The following is a 15566-nucleotide window of genomic DNA, read 5'->3' on the forward strand; positions in this document are numbered from 1 at the left end:
AATGTGCCGATGTGCCAATTGAATATATAAATATAAAAAAGCTAATAGCTAAAGGCTAACAGCTAACAGCTAAAAACAATGGAACAAGTAAGAGATTACAAACAAATAATAAACATGTCGGATGAATTGATGGCACGCATCAATGAACTGTTGAGCCATTATCCTGCCGACAAGAAAAAATCGGCGCTACTACCTGTACTTCACGCTGTACAAGATGCTCACGACAACTGGCTGAGCCTTGAACTCATGGACAAAGTAGCCGAAATCTTAGAAATTACTCCTATCGAGGTGTATGAAGTTGTGACATTCTATACAATGTTCAACCAGAAACCGGTAGCAAAATATATGTTCGAGTTCTGCCGTACCGCTTGTTGTGGATTACGGGGAGGAGAAGACCTGATGGACTATACCTGCCAGAAACTCGGAGTTAAACAGGGAGAAATTACCCCCGACGGTATGTTCAGCGTTGTGGGTGTAGAGTGTCTCGGCGCATGTGGCTATGGCCCGATGCTTCAATTGGGAGACAACTACCACGAAAACCTGACAAAGGATAAGATAGATACCCTCATAGAAGATTGTAAAGAAGGAAAAGTAAACCTATATTAATTGCGATGGCTAGAAAGATATTATTTGAGAAATTAGATATTCCCGGAATACAGGAATACGAGGTTTATCGCAAAAACGGCGGTTATGCATCTGTAGAGAAGGCTTTGAAAACAATGACTCCCGACGAAGTTGTTGAACAGGTAAAAACTTCTGGCATGCGTGGTCGTGGAGGAGCCGGTTTCCCTATGGGTATGAAGTGGAGCTTTATCGACAAAAAGTCCGGAAAGCCGCGGCATCTGGTAGTAAATGCCGATGAATCGGAACCGGGTACATTCAAAGACCGTTTTCTGATGCACCACATTCCTCACTTACTTATTGAAGGCGCTATTGTTTCCAGCTATGCATTGGAAGCAAATCTCTCTTATATCTATATCCGCGGAGAATACATGTGGATATTCAAGATACTGGAAAAAGCAATAAAAGAAGCCTATGCCAACGGTTGGCTCGGTAAAAATATATTAGGTACGGGATATGATCTGGACCTCTATGTACATTGCGGTGCAGGAGCCTATATCTGTGGAGAAGAAACCGCACTGATAGAATCTCTCGAAGGTAAACGGGGCAATCCCCGTATCAAACCGCCGTTCCCTGCTGTAAGCGGGCTTTGGAACGAACCTACTGTAGTAAATAACGTAGAATCCATCTCTACCGTTTCATGGATAATAAACAATGGCGGTGAAGAATATGCAAAAATCGGAATCGGCAGATCGACAGGTACTAAACTAATGTCAGCTTCGGGACATATCAAAAATCCGGGAGTATACGAAATAGAATTGGGCATGTCCGTCGATGAATTTTTTAATTCGGATGAATATTGTGGCGGTATGCTGGACGACCGCCCTCTCAAGGCTGTTATACCGGGCGGATGCTCCGTGCCAATCCTGCCTCCTCAATATATATTCAAAACAGCAAACGGAGAGGACCGCCTGTTATCTTACGAGTCTCTTTCCGACGGTGGATTTGTAACAGGTTCGTCACTGGGTTCAGGAGGATTTATCGTTTATAACGATACTGCCTGTATCGTTCGCAATACCTGGAATTTCTCCCGCTTCTTCCACCACGAAAGCTGCGGACAATGTTCTCCTTGCCGCGAAGGAACAGGATGGATGGATAAAATACTTCACCGCATCGAAACCGGTTTCGGCCGTGAAGAAGACATAGACCTTCTATGGAGTATACAAAGCAAGATAGAAGGAAACACAATATGCCCGCTGGGTGATGCCGCCTCGTGGCCTGTGGCTGCTGCCATACGTCACTTCCGTGAAGAATTCGAATATCATGTCCGTTTCCCTGAAAAGATTAAGGACAGGAACCACTTTGTAAATGAACCGATGGAAAAAGTCAGACATTTATTGAAGCCGTTAGCCAGTAGCCTTTAGCTGTTAGCAAAACGGATTATCATTATATATTTATATTATTCTAAAAATGCTAATAGCTATAAGCTAAAGGCTAACAGCTAAGAAAATGAAAGTTACAATAGATGGACATATTATAGAGGTCGAAGCAGGAACTACCGTTCTGCAAGCTGCACGCATGATTGGCGGAGCAAGCGTTCCTCCTACTATGTGTTATTACTCCAAACTCAAAGATTGCGGTGGTAAATGTCGCTGTTGCCTGGTAGAAATAAGCAAAGGCAGTGAGAGAGACCCGCGTCCTATGCCAAAACTTCAGCCATCGTGCGTTACAGCCGTACAGGATGGAATGGAAGTATTAAGCGCTAACTCTCCGCGCGCATTGGAGGCTCGCCAGGCTGTTACCGAGTTTTTGTTAATCAACCACCCACTCGATTGCCCTGTTTGCGACCAGGCAGGAGAATGTGATTTGCAAAACCTCGCATATGGCAACGGAAACTTCAAATCGCGCTATATAGAAGAAAAACGTACTTTCGAGCCCGAAAACATCGGCCCGTATATACAGTTGCACATGAACCGATGTATCTTGTGTTACCGTTGTGTAAAATTAGCTGACCAGCTGACCCCTGAACGAGTTCATGGCGTAGTCGGACGTGGCGACCATGCTGAAATATCTACTTACATCGAACGGGCAATAGACAACGACTTTTCGGGAAATGTAATCGACGTATGTCCTGTAGGGGCACTGACCGATAAAACATTCCGCTTCAAATCGCGTGTATGGTTCAATAAACCCTTCAATGCGCACCGTCATTGCACCAAATGTTCGGGTAAAGTTACATTATGGATGTTCGGAGATGCCGTTCAGCGTGTTACTGCACGCAAGGATGAATGGCATGAGGTAGAGGATTTCATCTGCAACGAATGCCGTTTCGAACATAAGAATGTAGAAGACTGGATTGTGGAAGGCCCTCGTAAGTTTGAGAAGCCATCTGTAATCAATGTCAATAACTATACCACTCATCTGAAAAAGGTAAAAATTGAAACCGAGGAGCTTGTACTCGAAGGCAGGGATGAAGACCGAAAGAAAATAAGTATGTCCGGTTCGCCTTATAATGAAAAGGAAAAAGAAGCTATAGAGAAAACAAAAGAAGAATGATATAAATGATGAGTTATAAGTTATGAATGATGAGTTCACATCATGATAGCTGTTAACTAATGACTGATAACTGAATTTATGGAAGTTGCATTTATTTTAGAAAAATTAATCTTCATCGTTCTCGTATTTGCGGTAACAATGCTGTTTGCATTGTATTCCACGTATGCTGAACGAAAAGTCGCCGGATTCCTGCAAGACCGCTACGGGCCTAACCGTGCGGGTCCATTTGGGCTATTGCAACCTATTTGCGATGGCGCTAAACTTTTCTCGAAAGAAGAGTTTATGCCAAACACGCCCAATAAAATACTCTTCGTTGTGGCTCCTGCCATTGCGATGTCTGTATCCTTGTTAGGTGTTGCCGTAATTCCCTGGGCAGAGAAGTTCGAAATACCGGGCTATGGTGAAGTAATGGGTTACATTGGAGATGTAAATGTAGCCGTACTCTACATTGTAGCTGTATTATCTACCAGTGTTTACGGTGTGGTAATCGGTGGTTGGGCGTCTAACAACAAATACTCGCTTATGGGAAGTATCCGCGCAGGTGCCCAGATGATTTCATATGAAATAGCGATGGGATTGTCTATCATTGCGCTGGTGATGATGACCGGATCGCTCAGCCTTGTAGAGATTACTCAACAGCAAAGTGGATGGAATGGATTGCAATGGAATATATGGTATCAGCCCCTGACATTTATCATCTTCCTTGTCTGTTCTTTTGCAGAATGTAACCGTACACCGTTCGACCTTGCCGAGTGTGAGTCGGAGCTGGTAAACGGTCACCATACCGAATATTCATCGTTGGGAATGGGATTCTTCATGTTCTCGGAATATGCAAGTATGTTCTTCTCTTCGGCGTTCATATCCGTACTTTTCTTCGGGGGATATAACTATCCGGGAATCGACTGGGTAAATGAAAACTGGGGATTAAATATAGCAAATGGGCTTGGAGTACTGACTTTATTGGCAAAAACAACATTCTTCATATTCTTCTATATGTGGGTACGTTGGACAATACCGAGATTCAGATACGACCAGCTAATGAAACTGGGATGGAAAATGTTGTTCCCGCTGGCTATCGTGAATATCTTCCTTGTGGGAATAGCTATTCTGATTTTTAAATAAAAAATAAGGATTTGAGATGTCATCAATAAAAGATATATCGTTATCAGGCAAGAAAGTAGAAGTTACCGATAAAAAAATGACTTTTATCGAAAGCATTTATTTGCCTGCTATTGTGCAAGGGATGTGGATTACGATAAAGCATTTCTTTAAAAAGAAAAACACAATCCAGTATCCCGAGCAGCAACGTGAGTTCAGTCCTGTATATCGCGGCCAGCATGTACTGATGCGCGACGATCAAGGACGCGAACGCTGTACTGCCTGCGGACTATGCGCTCTGGCTTGTCCGGCAGAAGCTATTACAATGGTAGCTGCGGAACGTAAAAAGGGCGAGGAACATCTTTACCGGGAAGAAAAATATGCCGCTACATATGAAATCAATATGCTGCGCTGTATATTCTGCGGACTGTGCGAGGATGCCTGTCCTAAAGAAGCGATTTTCCTGACCAAGTCAAAGCTTCTGGTAAAACCTAAGCTGGAAAGAGAAGATTTTATCTATGGCAAGGATAAGCTGGTGATTTCAGTAGAAGATGGTAAAGCACGGAAATACGATTAGCCCCCTAATCCCCCTAGGGGGACTTAGAATGAAATAATGAAATGACGACAAAATATAATAATATAACGCTCTCCATCGTGGTTTTACCACACCTCCCTCTGGGGAGGTCGGGAGGGGCTTTAACTAATAATATATGATATCTGTAATTTTTTACATTCTGGCAGCCATTACAATCGGTACAGGTATTTTGACTGTAATATCAAAGAACCCTATCCACAGTGCAGTCTATATGATTATCTGTTTCTTTTCCATATCAGGACATTTTCTGTTGCTGAATGCTTTGTTCCTGGCAGTGGTAAACATTGTGGTCTATGCCGGAGCAATTATGGTATTGTTACTTTTCACCCTCATGTTGATGAACCTCAGTGAGCAACACGAGCCTAAAAAGAAAGTGATAAGCCGTGTAGCAGCCACTGTATCATCCTGCCTGATGGGTATTGTATTACTGGCAGCATTGATAAAATCCGCGCCTGTGGTAGAGACATATAAGGCTGAAGGGCTGGATTACCAGTCGGTAAATATTATCGGACAGGTACTACTCGACGAATACCTTGTTCCGTTCGAGTTTGCTTCTATACTGTTGATAACAGCCATGATCGGAGCCGTATTAATTTCTAAAAAAGAGAAAAAAGCTTAAGCTATGCTGAATAATATATTAGAACAAGTAGGAATCGACAATTACATCTACCTCTGCATACTTTTGTTTACGGTAGGTGCGATAGGGTTGTTGTATCGTCGGAGTACGATAGTGATGCTGATGTCGGTAGAACTGATGCTTGCAGCTGCCAATATGTTGCTTGCAGTATTTTCGGTTTACCATCAGGATACCAGCGGACAGGTGTTTGTAATTTTCTCGCTGGCAGTAGCCGCCGCCGAGGTTGCCGTAGGACTGGCTATTCTGGTAGCCATTTACAGGAATATAGGCACTATCGATATTGATGAATTAAAAAACTTAAAAGGATAAACACGGATGGACACACTATTAGTATTAATACTTCTGCTTAGCCCCTTTGTTGGTTTTTTAATCAATCTGCTCGTTGGCAAAAAATTTCTGGGACGGACAATGCCCGGAATTATCGCCACGTCGGCTGTACTTGTCAGTTTTGTTATCTCACTTGTATTTTTTCTCCGTGTACTTTCTTCGGGTGAAGTTGTACATGTAGACTTGTTTCAATGGATTGCTCTCGGTGAGTTCACTACAAACCTGGCCTTCACGCTCGATCAACTGTCTTTGTTATGGTTGTTGTTTGTGACAGGTATTGGTGCGCTGATCCATATCTATTCGATGGGATATATGCACGATGACAGAAATATAGATCGCTTCTTCGCTTATCTCAATCTCTTTATCTTCTTCATGTCGGTACTGGTAGCAGGAAGCAACCTGCTGGTTATGTTCATCGGCTGGGAAGGCGTCGGCCTGTGTTCTTATCTGTTGATCGGATTCTGGTCGAGAAATCAAAAATACAACGATGCTGCAAAGAAAGCCTTTATAATGAACCGTATCGGGGACTTAGGCTTCCTTATAGGTATCTTTACACTGGCTTATCTGTTCAAGACAGTGGATTACGACACATTGAAAACGGCCGTATCCACAACATCCAATCCTGAAGCTTCCACATTACTCGGCGTTGCTACTTTAGCTCTATTTGTAGGAGCAACAGGTAAAAGTGCGCAGATACCTTTATATACATGGTTGCCTGATGCAATGGCGGGGCCTACTCCTGTTTCCGCACTGATACATGCCGCTACAATGGTAACAGCCGGTATCTTTATGGTGACACGTCTTAACTTCTTATTTGATTTAACAGAAGGTATTCGATTATTAATAGCCGTTGTGGGAGCAGTAACAGCATTATTCGCCGCATCGATAGCTGTTGCACAGACCGACATTAAGAAAGTGCTGGCATATTCCACCGTGTCGCAATTGGGACTTATGTTCCTCGCTTTAGGACTGGGAGCATATCATGTGGCAGTGTTCCATGTTATCACACATGCTTTCTTCAAGGCCTGTCTCTTCCTTGGTTCGGGTTCGGTTATCCATGCGATGGGTGGCGAACAGGACATGCGCAAGATGGGCGGACTAAGGAAAGCCATGCCTAAAACATACTGTACATTCTTAGTATCTACACTATCCATATCGGGAATACCTCTCTTTGCAGGTTTCTTCTCGAAAGACGAAATAATGCTGACAGCTTTCGAGCATAACAAGATACTATGGATACTCGGCGCTTTGGCATCACTGCTGACAGCCTTCTATATGTTCAGGGTACTGTACCTGACATTCTTCGGAAAATTCAGAGGAACAGAAGAACAGAAGCATCATTTGCATGAGTCACCGAATACAATGACAATGCCATTAATCATATTAGGATTCTTAGCTGTATTCGGCGGAGTTATCAGCCTTCCTTCTTTCCTTGGTGTTCATAGCTGGTTAAACGGATTTCTTGCTCCGATACTGCCAAGCGCAACAGCAGAACATCCGCCTCTGGACATGCAGCTGACAACAGTGATTATCTCATCTCTGATCGCATTTATAGGTCTTGGACTGGCTTACTTCAAATATATTAAAAAATCGGAAGTACCTGCCGAGGATAATAAAATCACAGGATTTGGGAAAGTGCTTTACAATAAATATTATATCGACGAAATATACAATGCATTATTTGTGAAACCAATCTATGCTTTGGCCAATTTCTTCGATAAATATATGGAACAATGGCTCAAAGGCTTCTTCAAAGGAGGGGGCGAACTTGTTGAAGCTGCTTCGCCGTACTTCAAGAAGTTGCAGAACGGAAGCCTCGGATTTTATCTGTTCTTCTTTGTGTTGGGTTTCAGCGCACTAATAATCTGTTTATTCCTTGTATAAAAATTTTTAAAGAAACATGAATATCGCTATTATATTAATCATATTATTAGTAGGTGCAATTCTTACTTATTTTTCAGGGAACAGATTTGCCTCCAAGGTTGCTATCCTGTTCAGTGTCGCAGCGGCTATATTCTCTGTTGCCCTATGTCTAAAATTCGGTGCCGCAGGTACAAACTACAGTGCAGAGTGGATAAGCAATCCGAATATATCATTCTCACTCAAAGCCGACGGATTGGCCATCGCCATGATCCTGTTAACAACGATTCTATTACCCATCATTATACTGGCCGCGCATAACCGCGAGTTTAAGAACGAAAAGCTCTTATTCAGCCTTATCATGTTTATGGCTTTTGCCATGACAGGGGCTTTCCTGAGCAGTGACGCGCTACTATATTATGTATTCTGGGAAATGTCGCTTATCCCGATTTACTTCATCATCATACTATGGGGTAACGGAGAGATGGCCAAACGCCGCAAAGCAGCCATGACATTCTTCCTGTTCACATTCGCGGGCTCATTGTTTATGATGGCTGCAATTATATACATGTATACGACGACAGGCAGTTTCCAGTTAGAAGCATTCTATAATGCCAATCTGAGCAATACGGAACAGATATGGATATTCCTTGCCTTCTTCCTTGCTTATGCTATTAAAATACCTATTTTTCCATTCCATACATGGCAGGCTAATGTGTACCAGAAAGCTCCGGCTGTAGGCACAATGCTGCTGGCGGGTCTGATGTCGAAAATGGGGGCATACAGTGTTATACGCTGGCAGATACCGACAACACCTTATGCAGCACAGGAACTAAGAACGGTTGTTCTTATACTCTGTATTATCGGAGTGGTATATGGAGCAATAATGGCTTTGAGACAAGACGACCTGAAACGCTTTATGGCTTATGCCTCACTTTCGCATGTAGGCTTTGTGGCTGCAGGTTCATACGCGCTTACGTATGACGGATTGCAAGGAGCGGTGGTGCTTATACTTGCGCACGGTTTCGGTATTGTAGGGCTGTTCTACTCAGTAGACATAATACAAAACCGTACCAATACATTATCTATTAGCAAACTCGGAGGGATCGCATCTCATACGCCCAAATTTACAGTAGCATTCTTCCTTGCCATATTATCCTCTATCGGAGTGCCGTTGACATTTAACTTTATCGGAGAGTTTACTATTATGTACGGTCTCTATGAAGTAAATCTATGGTATGCCCTGACAATAGGCACATCATTATTCCTCGGAGCGCTCTTTATGTTGCGGATGTTTCAACAAGTAATGCTTGGAGAGCCTTCCGAAACTAAGTTCAGAGACCTGTCGAAAACAGAAATATTCGTGTTTAGTCTGATCGTAACCGTGCTGATATTCTTCGGGGTATATGTAAAACCGGTAACAGACCTTGTTTCTTCTAGTTTAGAGGATATTGTAATGCATATTAAGTAGCAGATAGTATTTAAGATACATTGTTGAATCATAATTTATTATTGCTGTTTTACATACTAAAATAACAAATAGGTCTGTGACCTTAATAGATAAAAATTTAGTCAGATATATAATGAGTACATTGATAGCCATCTCGGGATTAGGAATTATTTGCCTGTTATTAGAGATTCTCAATTTAAGAAAGATCCTTATACCTGTCACCCTTATCGGTTTGATAGCAGCATTGGGATTGACTGTTACCGAATTTTATCTGGGAGAGTCGTTCCTTGGCGCGGATAAATACAACATGGTGGTAACAAGCGGATTTTCGCAAGGGTTTTCCATCTTATTCATCGTCCTTGCCATTCTCATCATTACGATGAGCCCCAAATTCTATCAGGACAAGATGGTAAAAATTGCCGACTATGTAGCCCTGAAAGTATTTATGCTCGCGGGAGCTGTAGCAATGGTTTCGTTCGGTAATTTCGCCATGTTCTTTATCGGCCTAGAAGTGCTTTCCATCGCAGCCTATGTATTGGCGGCAAGTGAACCGAAAAACCTGAAAAGCAACGAAGCGGGTATGAAATATTTCATCATGGGAGCATTTGCTTCCAGTTTCATCCTTTTTGGTATCGCTCTGGTGTACGGTGCAACAGGCTCAGTCGATATAAATGAAATAGCTGTAAATTCGATGCTATCGGGAATGCCTGTATGGTTCAGCATCGGCTTTATTATGATATCGGCGGGTATGCTCTTTAAGGCATCTATCGTTCCGTTCCATTTCTGGGCACCCGATGTATATGAAGGCTCTCCCACCCTTGTCACTGCTATAATGAGCACGCTGGTAAAGGTAGCTGCAATAGGCGCTTTATACAAAATAGTAAGTATCCTTGCCGCAGGTATAACCCCGGCTTATCAGATAGCCCTGATCGTACTTTCGATACTGACTATGACAGTAGGTAATATCACCGCAATGAAACAGTCCAATATCAAACGTATGATGGCTTACTCGGGTATCTCGCATGCAGGATTCATGATGATGACATTGCTGGCTATAGGAAGCTCTGCCAATACAGTTTTATATTACGCTGCGGCGTACAGTCTTGCCGGAGTGGCCGCATTCGCTGTTATACTGGGTGTATGCAGAGGTAAGGACAACGAAGATGTTTCCAATTTCTTCGGGCTCATAAAACGGCAACCAGCGATGACAGCAGTAATGATATGCGCATTCCTTTCACTGAGCGGTATCCCCATCTTTGCCGGATTCTTCGCCAAATTCTTTGTATTCGGACAAATGTTGCAAACAAACCATCTGATACTGGTTATATTCGGTATAATCAACTCTGTAATAGCTGTATCATATTATCTGGGCGTTGCTAATGTAATGATTACAAAAGAACCTGAAACAACCGAACGATTGAGAGTACCATTCGAATATAAAGCGGTTGCTGTCGCAGCTATTGTACTCAATTTATTGCTGGGTATCTTCCCTAATCTTATTATGGGACTGACTTTGTAAAGAAGAAATAAAAATGATATATGGAAAGAGCAGGCCGGACAGTCTGCTCTTTTCAGTTTATGTAAATTCAAATATGTCCTCTATCGGTGCTTTAAGGACTCTGGATATATCAATTCCCAGTTTGAGAGACGGGTTATACTTGCCTGCTTCGAGACGAATAATCGTTTCACGGCGGACATTTACTTTCTCAGCCAGTTCTTCCTGTGTGAGACCTGCCAATATACGGTATTCCTTGAGATGACTTATAAATTCCGGCATCGGGTTAGGTATAACGCTCATAATAAAAGAAAGCACTAACATACGTTATAGTAAATCCTGCAACCCCAAAAGCACTTACCACAATAAAGAAAATGGAAGTCACTGGGAAATAGGCAGGGACAAGACCTATCACAAATAGAGTCAGAAAGGGTATTCTACTTGCCATTGTAACCGCCTTTTTATGATTTTCCAGCATTCTCTCGTCTTGTCTTTGCCTGATTATATAATTTAAGAAATAATAGGCAAAGAAAGCAAAATATGAAAATAAAAATAACTTACTCACATCTCCTGTCTTAAAATAATCCAAGCCTTGAAAGCCTATAATTCCTAATATCCACATCCATTTGGCCGGATACTTTACTTGCTTATTATCATCTTTCATAATGTTATATATTTATGATTTGTGACAAATATATCACTTTTTATTGTAGTGACAAATATATCACATAAAAAAGTTAGAATATAATAGAAAAACTTTATCTATGAATAGGAACCATCAGCCTTCAGATTAGAGTTATTAGTTCTTTGAAAAAATAATTAGCAGATTAGCAAATGAGTGATAAGTGTAACCTTTGTTACCTTTTTGTAAAAAATATGAGTAGACAAGATACCAGATCAGGTAAAAATACTGTAACCTTTGTTACTTTTTTAAGAGTTACGATTTACTTCGCCTTGCGCAGTTACGGGTTATAAGGAAAAGAGTTCTTAATTTTTCATTCTTAATTATCAATTGTTTCCCGTGTTACTTTTGTTACCTTTTATACTTTAGTGAAACAAGTAGAAAATATTCAATTATTCTTAACAAATACGTGCTGTTATTTAATTAGTATACCTGTTACTTTTGTTACTTTTTATTTTTACCAGTAAAAAGAATCTTATAATAAATATCTTTAATATAGGATATATTGGCGCTTATAGTCTGTAATTAGCTAAATAATAATTTGTAACTTTGAGAGTCTTAATTAAACGAAAAATCTAAAAAAACAAATGAAAAAAGTAAGTGTGGGCTTATTGCTCTTCTTTGTATTTTCGATAACTATTTTTGCCCAGCAGCAGTATCGAAGACCTGTAAAACCGACAAAGAATGTCATAGTAATGATACCGGATGGAACATCTATCGGAGTTGTTTCTGCTGCACGCTGGTATCAGATTTATAATAAGCTGGGTGGAGATAATCTGGCTGTTGACCCTTATCTGTGCGGTACGGTGAAAACATTTTCATCCAATGCACCTATTGGTGATTCTGCCCCTACTACCTCATGTTATATGACAGGAATGCCACAGCAAACCGGTAATGTAGCTATTTATCCGGTTGCTGATCCTGAAAACGATCTGATTCCTGTAGATCCGGCTATGGCCTACCAGCCTTTACCTACTGTATTAGAAGCTGCTAAATATCAACAAAATAAAGCAACAGGCCTGGTAGTAACAGTGGAGTTTCCTCATGCTACTCCTGCTGATTGTTCGGCACATTATTATGCACGTGGCAAATACGAATATATAGCGTCTCAGATGGCATACCAGAATCTGGATGTAATGTTTGGAGGGGGAAATTCCATACTGACAGACGATATCAAACAGCATTTCAAGAATACCGGCACCACGCTGATTCAGGATGACATCAAAACTTTCAGGTCTTTTAATGGAAAAGAAAAAGTATGGGCATTATTCAATGAAAGGGAATTACCGTACGATCTGGACAGGGACCCTGAAGTAATCCCATCGTTACAGGAGATGACCCAAAAAGCACTAGACAGGCTGTCTCAGAACGAAAACGGATTCTTCCTTATGGTGGAGGGCAGCAAAGTAGACTGGTCGGCACATGGAAATGATGCTGTGGGATGTATTACAGAATACCTGGCCTTTGACAAAGCAGTAACTACAGTAATGGACTTTGCAAAGAAAAACGGTGAAACAACAGTTATAGTACTTCCCGATCATGGAAACAGTGGATTCACTATCGGTCGCAGAGACTTGAAAAGCTATGATAAAGCAACCCTTGACGACTTGTTTAAGAATGTATCGAAATTCAAGAAGACAGGCGAAGGGCTAGAAAGAATCTTGCTGAAGTCTAAACCGGAAGATTTTAAAGCGATATTCAAAGAATACACGGATATTGATCTGAACGAGGAAGAATTAAATCTGTTGTTGAGTTCAAAGAACTATAAAGAAGCAGATTATATGAAGGTCAGCAACAGCGTAAATATGGGTTCCAGCATTATTAACATTATGGATTCACATACTTACTTTGGCTTTACCACCGGAGGGCACACCGGAGAAGAAGTATTTCTTGCAGCTTATCATCCCAATGGAGATATACCTGTAGGTATGAATACAAATGTAGAGATCAATCAGTATCTGTGCGCTGCGCTGGGATTGAAAACCTCTTTACCTGAGATGAGAGAAGAGATATTTGCAAAGCATACAGATGTGTTTAAAGGTATGGACTATACAATAGATAAGTCTGGCGATTTTCCCGTATTGAAAGTAAAGAAAGGGAATGTGACTCTATCTGTTCCCGCCTTCAAATCGGTAGTGTACTTAAATAATCAGCCTATTGCACTGCCTTCCGTAGTAGTCTATATAGATAAGAATGATACATTTTATCTGCCGAAGAGCCTGGCCGCTAAGTTATAATTAATATAGTGATAAAATAAAAGGACTGAAAAATTCAGTCCTTTTATTTTATCTTCCTAAACTTGCTATGTTTATCGAATCCAGGACGGTTGCCATCTTCCCTTTATGGAGATAGTACCAGACAGGATTTTTACTTACAGGTTTCACAGTAGCATCCGGCTTATAGAACGTTCTTTCTATATCGTTATCGCAGGTAAAATATTCAGCCAGATCGATAGGCTCATTGCCTTTGGATGTTACGATGAACATTCTTCCACCGATAACAAAATAGCCATACGGGTTTTCGTCGGCACGGAACATATTGCACCATGAGTTATCTATCGCTGTGACGTCAAAGTAGAGTTGACCGTTTTTCCTGGAGAATGCTATTTTTGTAGCCGGCCATAAGAATCCTTTATTCTTCCGGAGAATCATACTATGTATATCGGAAGCTGCAAATTCAATAGCTTCGTCTTTCACTTCGATATAGGTCAGAGTAACCTTGTCTTTCTCTATTTTTGTACGGGGAGGTGTAGCAAATGTTTGTAATGAACAAAATGTGATGAGGATAAATAGAAGTCTTGCTTTAATCATAAGTAATATAAGTATATAATTAGTTCCGGTGCAAAAGTATAAAACTTTATTAGTTTTATCTATACTAAAATCAAAATGCTATAAATAGTTAATGTTTTTTTTCAAGTCAAACTATTATTTTACATTTGCGACAAGGAAATTAAATAATCATAACTTATTAAGAGTATGCGTAATATAATACAAAATATAAAAAAAATAACGCTATTCCTTTTCGGTGTTATTCTCATTATATGGGGTTACAAGGTAAATGCAGCGAATAATACAGCTAAAGCTGAAGAAGAGAAAGATAAGGCAACTAAGGAGGTAGAGATTCTGCCTGTCGCTGCAACTGAAAAAGAAGAAGACAAACCTCAAACGGAACAGCCTGCAGAACCGCAAGCAAAAGAAGTGAAGAAGGAAACCCCGGTGAAACCGAAAGCTGTATCTACTGTACCCGCTGTAAAAAAAGAAGTGGAGAAGAAAATAGAAGAAGAGCCGAAGAAAGTAGAAGAACCAAAACAAACAATAATAGAAAAAGCGACTCCGGAAGAAGCTTCGGGAACCGAGTAATAAATAATGGAGTTATTATACAAGGCACAGACGCGTTTCCTGTTTCATGCTCATATAAAAATTAAAATATCTGCTTTTTATGAGGACGATATTTTCGATGAGTTGTATACTGTTTTGGAGGATATAGACAAGAAGTATAACTCCTATCAGCCGGATTCATATATTGACCGGATAAATAAACACGCAGGACACTTTGTTGAGGTTGACGATGAAACGGTTAAGATATTAGGGCAGGTCATTAACTTTTGCGATTATTTCGATGGTACATACGATATTACTATCATGCCGCTGCTTCGTCTATGGGGTTTCTACAAGGATAGACAACGAGGAATACCCTCTTCTGAGGAACTCATAGCGGCAAAGAAACTAATTGATTACCGCAGAATTGAAATAGAAGGAAACCGTGTCAGGATAGCAGAAGGTCAGGAGATTATCACAGGTTCGTTTATCAAGGCTTTTGCAGTTGACAAACTTGTGGAAAAGATGGCCAATATTGATATTACGGATGCTATTATCAATGCAGGAGGAAGTACTATACGGGCAATCAATAACGAATCGCATCCGGCTTGGCAGGTAATAGCAAGAAACCCTGATGATGAGCAACTGCTTTTTAACTTGGATATCAGTAACCAATGCTTCTCAACTTCATCCCAAGACAAGACTTTTGTGAATATAGAAGGGATAAAGTACGGACATATATTGAATCCTAAAACTGGATTTCCATCCACCACTAAACAAATTGGTATAATAAGCGATAGTTGCATGGTTGGAGACATACTCTCCACCGCATTGTTTAATGAAACGGCGGAAGGATTTCTGCAAAAAGCAGATATGCTGGCTCCCTATTTCACGTTTGAAGGCTTCATTATAGATGAGAATAACAGGATGACCTGTACTAAAGGATTTGATGCTTTAGCTCATCATTTATAATTCATAACTTATAATC

At 40.9% G+C, this 15566-nt stretch carries 16 protein-coding genes; 13 read left to right on the top strand and 3 right to left on the bottom strand.

Features of this window, described 5'->3' with window-relative positions:
- Positions 1 to 78: 78 nt before the first annotated feature.
- From HMPREF9455_RS05290 to HMPREF9455_RS05335, 10 genes are all read left to right on the top strand, one after another.
- Positions 79 to 606, top strand: coding sequence for an NADH-quinone oxidoreductase subunit NuoE family protein (locus tag HMPREF9455_RS05290; RefSeq protein ID WP_006798585.1), 528 nt, complete (start codon positions 79 to 81; stop codon positions 604 to 606).
- A gap of 5 nt (positions 607 to 611) precedes the next feature.
- A complete protein-coding gene (gene nuoF, locus HMPREF9455_RS05295) occupies positions 612 to 1985 on the top strand; it encodes an NADH-quinone oxidoreductase subunit NuoF (protein ID WP_006798586.1) in 1374 nt (457 codons plus the stop codon).
- Positions 1986 to 2070: 85 nt separating this feature from the next.
- Positions 2071 to 3117: an NADH-quinone oxidoreductase subunit G gene (locus tag HMPREF9455_RS05300; protein WP_006798587.1), complete on the top strand. Its 1047-nt coding sequence runs from the start codon at positions 2071 to 2073 to the stop codon at positions 3115 to 3117.
- 78 nt (positions 3118 to 3195) lie between these two features.
- Complete coding sequence (gene nuoH / locus HMPREF9455_RS05305) at positions 3196 to 4239, top strand: NADH-quinone oxidoreductase subunit NuoH (protein ID WP_006798588.1); 1044 nt, start codon at positions 3196 to 3198, stop codon at positions 4237 to 4239.
- A gap of 16 nt (positions 4240 to 4255) precedes the next feature.
- Positions 4256 to 4792, top strand: coding sequence for a NuoI/complex I 23 kDa subunit family protein (locus tag HMPREF9455_RS05310; protein ID WP_006798589.1), 537 nt, complete (start codon positions 4256 to 4258; stop codon positions 4790 to 4792).
- 133 nt (positions 4793 to 4925) lie between these two features.
- Positions 4926 to 5429, top strand: a complete 504-nt coding sequence (locus tag HMPREF9455_RS05315; RefSeq protein ID WP_006798590.1) for an NADH-quinone oxidoreductase subunit J family protein — start codon at positions 4926 to 4928, stop codon at positions 5427 to 5429.
- A 3-nt stretch (positions 5430 to 5432) separates the two neighbouring features.
- Positions 5433 to 5756, top strand: a complete 324-nt coding sequence (gene nuoK, locus HMPREF9455_RS05320) for an NADH-quinone oxidoreductase subunit NuoK (protein ID WP_006798591.1) — start codon at positions 5433 to 5435, stop codon at positions 5754 to 5756.
- Positions 5757 to 5762: 6 nt separating this feature from the next.
- Complete coding sequence (nuoL, locus tag HMPREF9455_RS05325) at positions 5763 to 7658, top strand: NADH-quinone oxidoreductase subunit L (RefSeq protein ID WP_006798592.1); 1896 nt, start codon at positions 5763 to 5765, stop codon at positions 7656 to 7658.
- Between the two features lie 16 nt (positions 7659 to 7674).
- Positions 7675 to 9105: a complex I subunit 4 family protein gene (locus HMPREF9455_RS05330; protein ID WP_006798593.1), complete on the top strand. Its 1431-nt coding sequence runs from the start codon at positions 7675 to 7677 to the stop codon at positions 9103 to 9105.
- Between the two features lie 112 nt (positions 9106 to 9217).
- The gene (locus HMPREF9455_RS05335) at positions 9218 to 10603 is read left to right on the top strand and encodes an NADH-quinone oxidoreductase subunit N (protein ID WP_044215477.1); all 1386 of its coding nucleotides are present in this window, start codon (positions 9218 to 9220) and stop codon (positions 10601 to 10603) included.
- Between the two features lie 57 nt (positions 10604 to 10660).
- Here the strand turns inward: HMPREF9455_RS05335 and HMPREF9455_RS05340 are convergent, their stop codons facing one another.
- The gene (locus tag HMPREF9455_RS05340; RefSeq protein WP_044215596.1) at positions 10661 to 10861 is read right to left on the bottom strand and encodes a helix-turn-helix transcriptional regulator; all 201 of its coding nucleotides are present in this window, start codon (positions 10859 to 10861) and stop codon (positions 10661 to 10663) included.
- Between the two features lie 4 nt (positions 10862 to 10865).
- On the bottom strand, positions 10866 to 11243 hold the full coding sequence (locus HMPREF9455_RS05345) for a DUF3796 domain-containing protein (protein ID WP_006798596.1): 378 nt from the start codon (positions 11241 to 11243) through the stop codon (positions 10866 to 10868).
- Between the two features lie 605 nt (positions 11244 to 11848).
- Here HMPREF9455_RS05345 and HMPREF9455_RS05350 point away from each other — a divergent pair.
- On the top strand, positions 11849 to 13498 hold the full coding sequence (locus HMPREF9455_RS05350) for an alkaline phosphatase (protein WP_006798597.1): 1650 nt from the start codon (positions 11849 to 11851) through the stop codon (positions 13496 to 13498).
- 48 nt (positions 13499 to 13546) lie between these two features.
- On the opposite strand, the gene HMPREF9455_RS05355 is transcribed toward HMPREF9455_RS05350, so the two are convergent.
- Entirely contained in the window at positions 13547 to 14071 is a 525-nt protein-coding gene (locus HMPREF9455_RS05355; protein ID WP_006798598.1) for a hypothetical protein, read from the bottom strand.
- 165 nt (positions 14072 to 14236) lie between these two features.
- On the opposite strand from HMPREF9455_RS05355, the gene HMPREF9455_RS05360 reads away from it, so the two are divergent.
- Together HMPREF9455_RS05360 and HMPREF9455_RS05365 are read left to right on the top strand one after the other, a co-directional pair.
- Entirely contained in the window at positions 14237 to 14620 is a 384-nt protein-coding gene (locus HMPREF9455_RS05360) for a hypothetical protein (RefSeq protein ID WP_006798599.1), read from the top strand.
- Positions 14621 to 14626: 6 nt separating this feature from the next.
- Complete coding sequence (locus HMPREF9455_RS05365) at positions 14627 to 15550, top strand: FAD:protein FMN transferase (RefSeq protein WP_006798600.1); 924 nt, start codon at positions 14627 to 14629, stop codon at positions 15548 to 15550.
- The last annotated feature ends 16 nt before the right edge of the window (positions 15551 to 15566 follow it).

It is taken from the genome of Dysgonomonas gadei ATCC BAA-286 (assembly GCF_000213555.1).
Lineage (GTDB): Bacteria > Bacteroidota > Bacteroidia > Bacteroidales > Dysgonomonadaceae > Dysgonomonas > Dysgonomonas gadei.

Coding starts and splice junctions, on each gene's coding strand:
- HMPREF9455_RS05310 (WP_006798589.1), top strand. CDS start 4,256: ATGTCATCAATAAAAGATATATCGTTATCAGGCAAGAAAGTAGAAGTT.
- HMPREF9455_RS05290 (WP_006798585.1), top strand. CDS start 79: ATGGAACAAGTAAGAGATTACAAACAAATAATAAACATGTCGGATGAA.
- HMPREF9455_RS05360 (WP_006798599.1), top strand. CDS start 14,237: ATGCGTAATATAATACAAAATATAAAAAAAATAACGCTATTCCTTTTC.
- nuoF (WP_006798586.1), top strand. CDS start 612: ATGGCTAGAAAGATATTATTTGAGAAATTAGATATTCCCGGAATACAG.
- HMPREF9455_RS05345 (WP_006798596.1), bottom strand. CDS start 11,243: ATGAAAGATGATAATAAGCAAGTAAAGTATCCGGCCAAATGGATGTGG.
- HMPREF9455_RS05315 (WP_006798590.1), top strand. CDS start 4,926: ATGATATCTGTAATTTTTTACATTCTGGCAGCCATTACAATCGGTACA.
- nuoK (WP_006798591.1), top strand. CDS start 5,433: ATGCTGAATAATATATTAGAACAAGTAGGAATCGACAATTACATCTAC.
- HMPREF9455_RS05335 (WP_044215477.1), top strand. CDS start 9,218: ATGAGTACATTGATAGCCATCTCGGGATTAGGAATTATTTGCCTGTTA.
- HMPREF9455_RS05330 (WP_006798593.1), top strand. CDS start 7,675: ATGAATATCGCTATTATATTAATCATATTATTAGTAGGTGCAATTCTT.
- nuoL (WP_006798592.1), top strand. CDS start 5,763: ATGGACACACTATTAGTATTAATACTTCTGCTTAGCCCCTTTGTTGGT.
- HMPREF9455_RS05355 (WP_006798598.1), bottom strand. CDS start 14,071: ATGATTAAAGCAAGACTTCTATTTATCCTCATCACATTTTGTTCATTA.
- HMPREF9455_RS05340 (WP_044215596.1), bottom strand. CDS start 10,861: ATGCCGGAATTTATAAGTCATCTCAAGGAATACCGTATATTGGCAGGT.
- HMPREF9455_RS05350 (WP_006798597.1), top strand. CDS start 11,849: ATGAAAAAAGTAAGTGTGGGCTTATTGCTCTTCTTTGTATTTTCGATA.
- HMPREF9455_RS05365 (WP_006798600.1), top strand. CDS start 14,627: ATGGAGTTATTATACAAGGCACAGACGCGTTTCCTGTTTCATGCTCAT.
- HMPREF9455_RS05300 (WP_006798587.1), top strand. CDS start 2,071: ATGAAAGTTACAATAGATGGACATATTATAGAGGTCGAAGCAGGAACT.
- nuoH (WP_006798588.1), top strand. CDS start 3,196: ATGGAAGTTGCATTTATTTTAGAAAAATTAATCTTCATCGTTCTCGTA.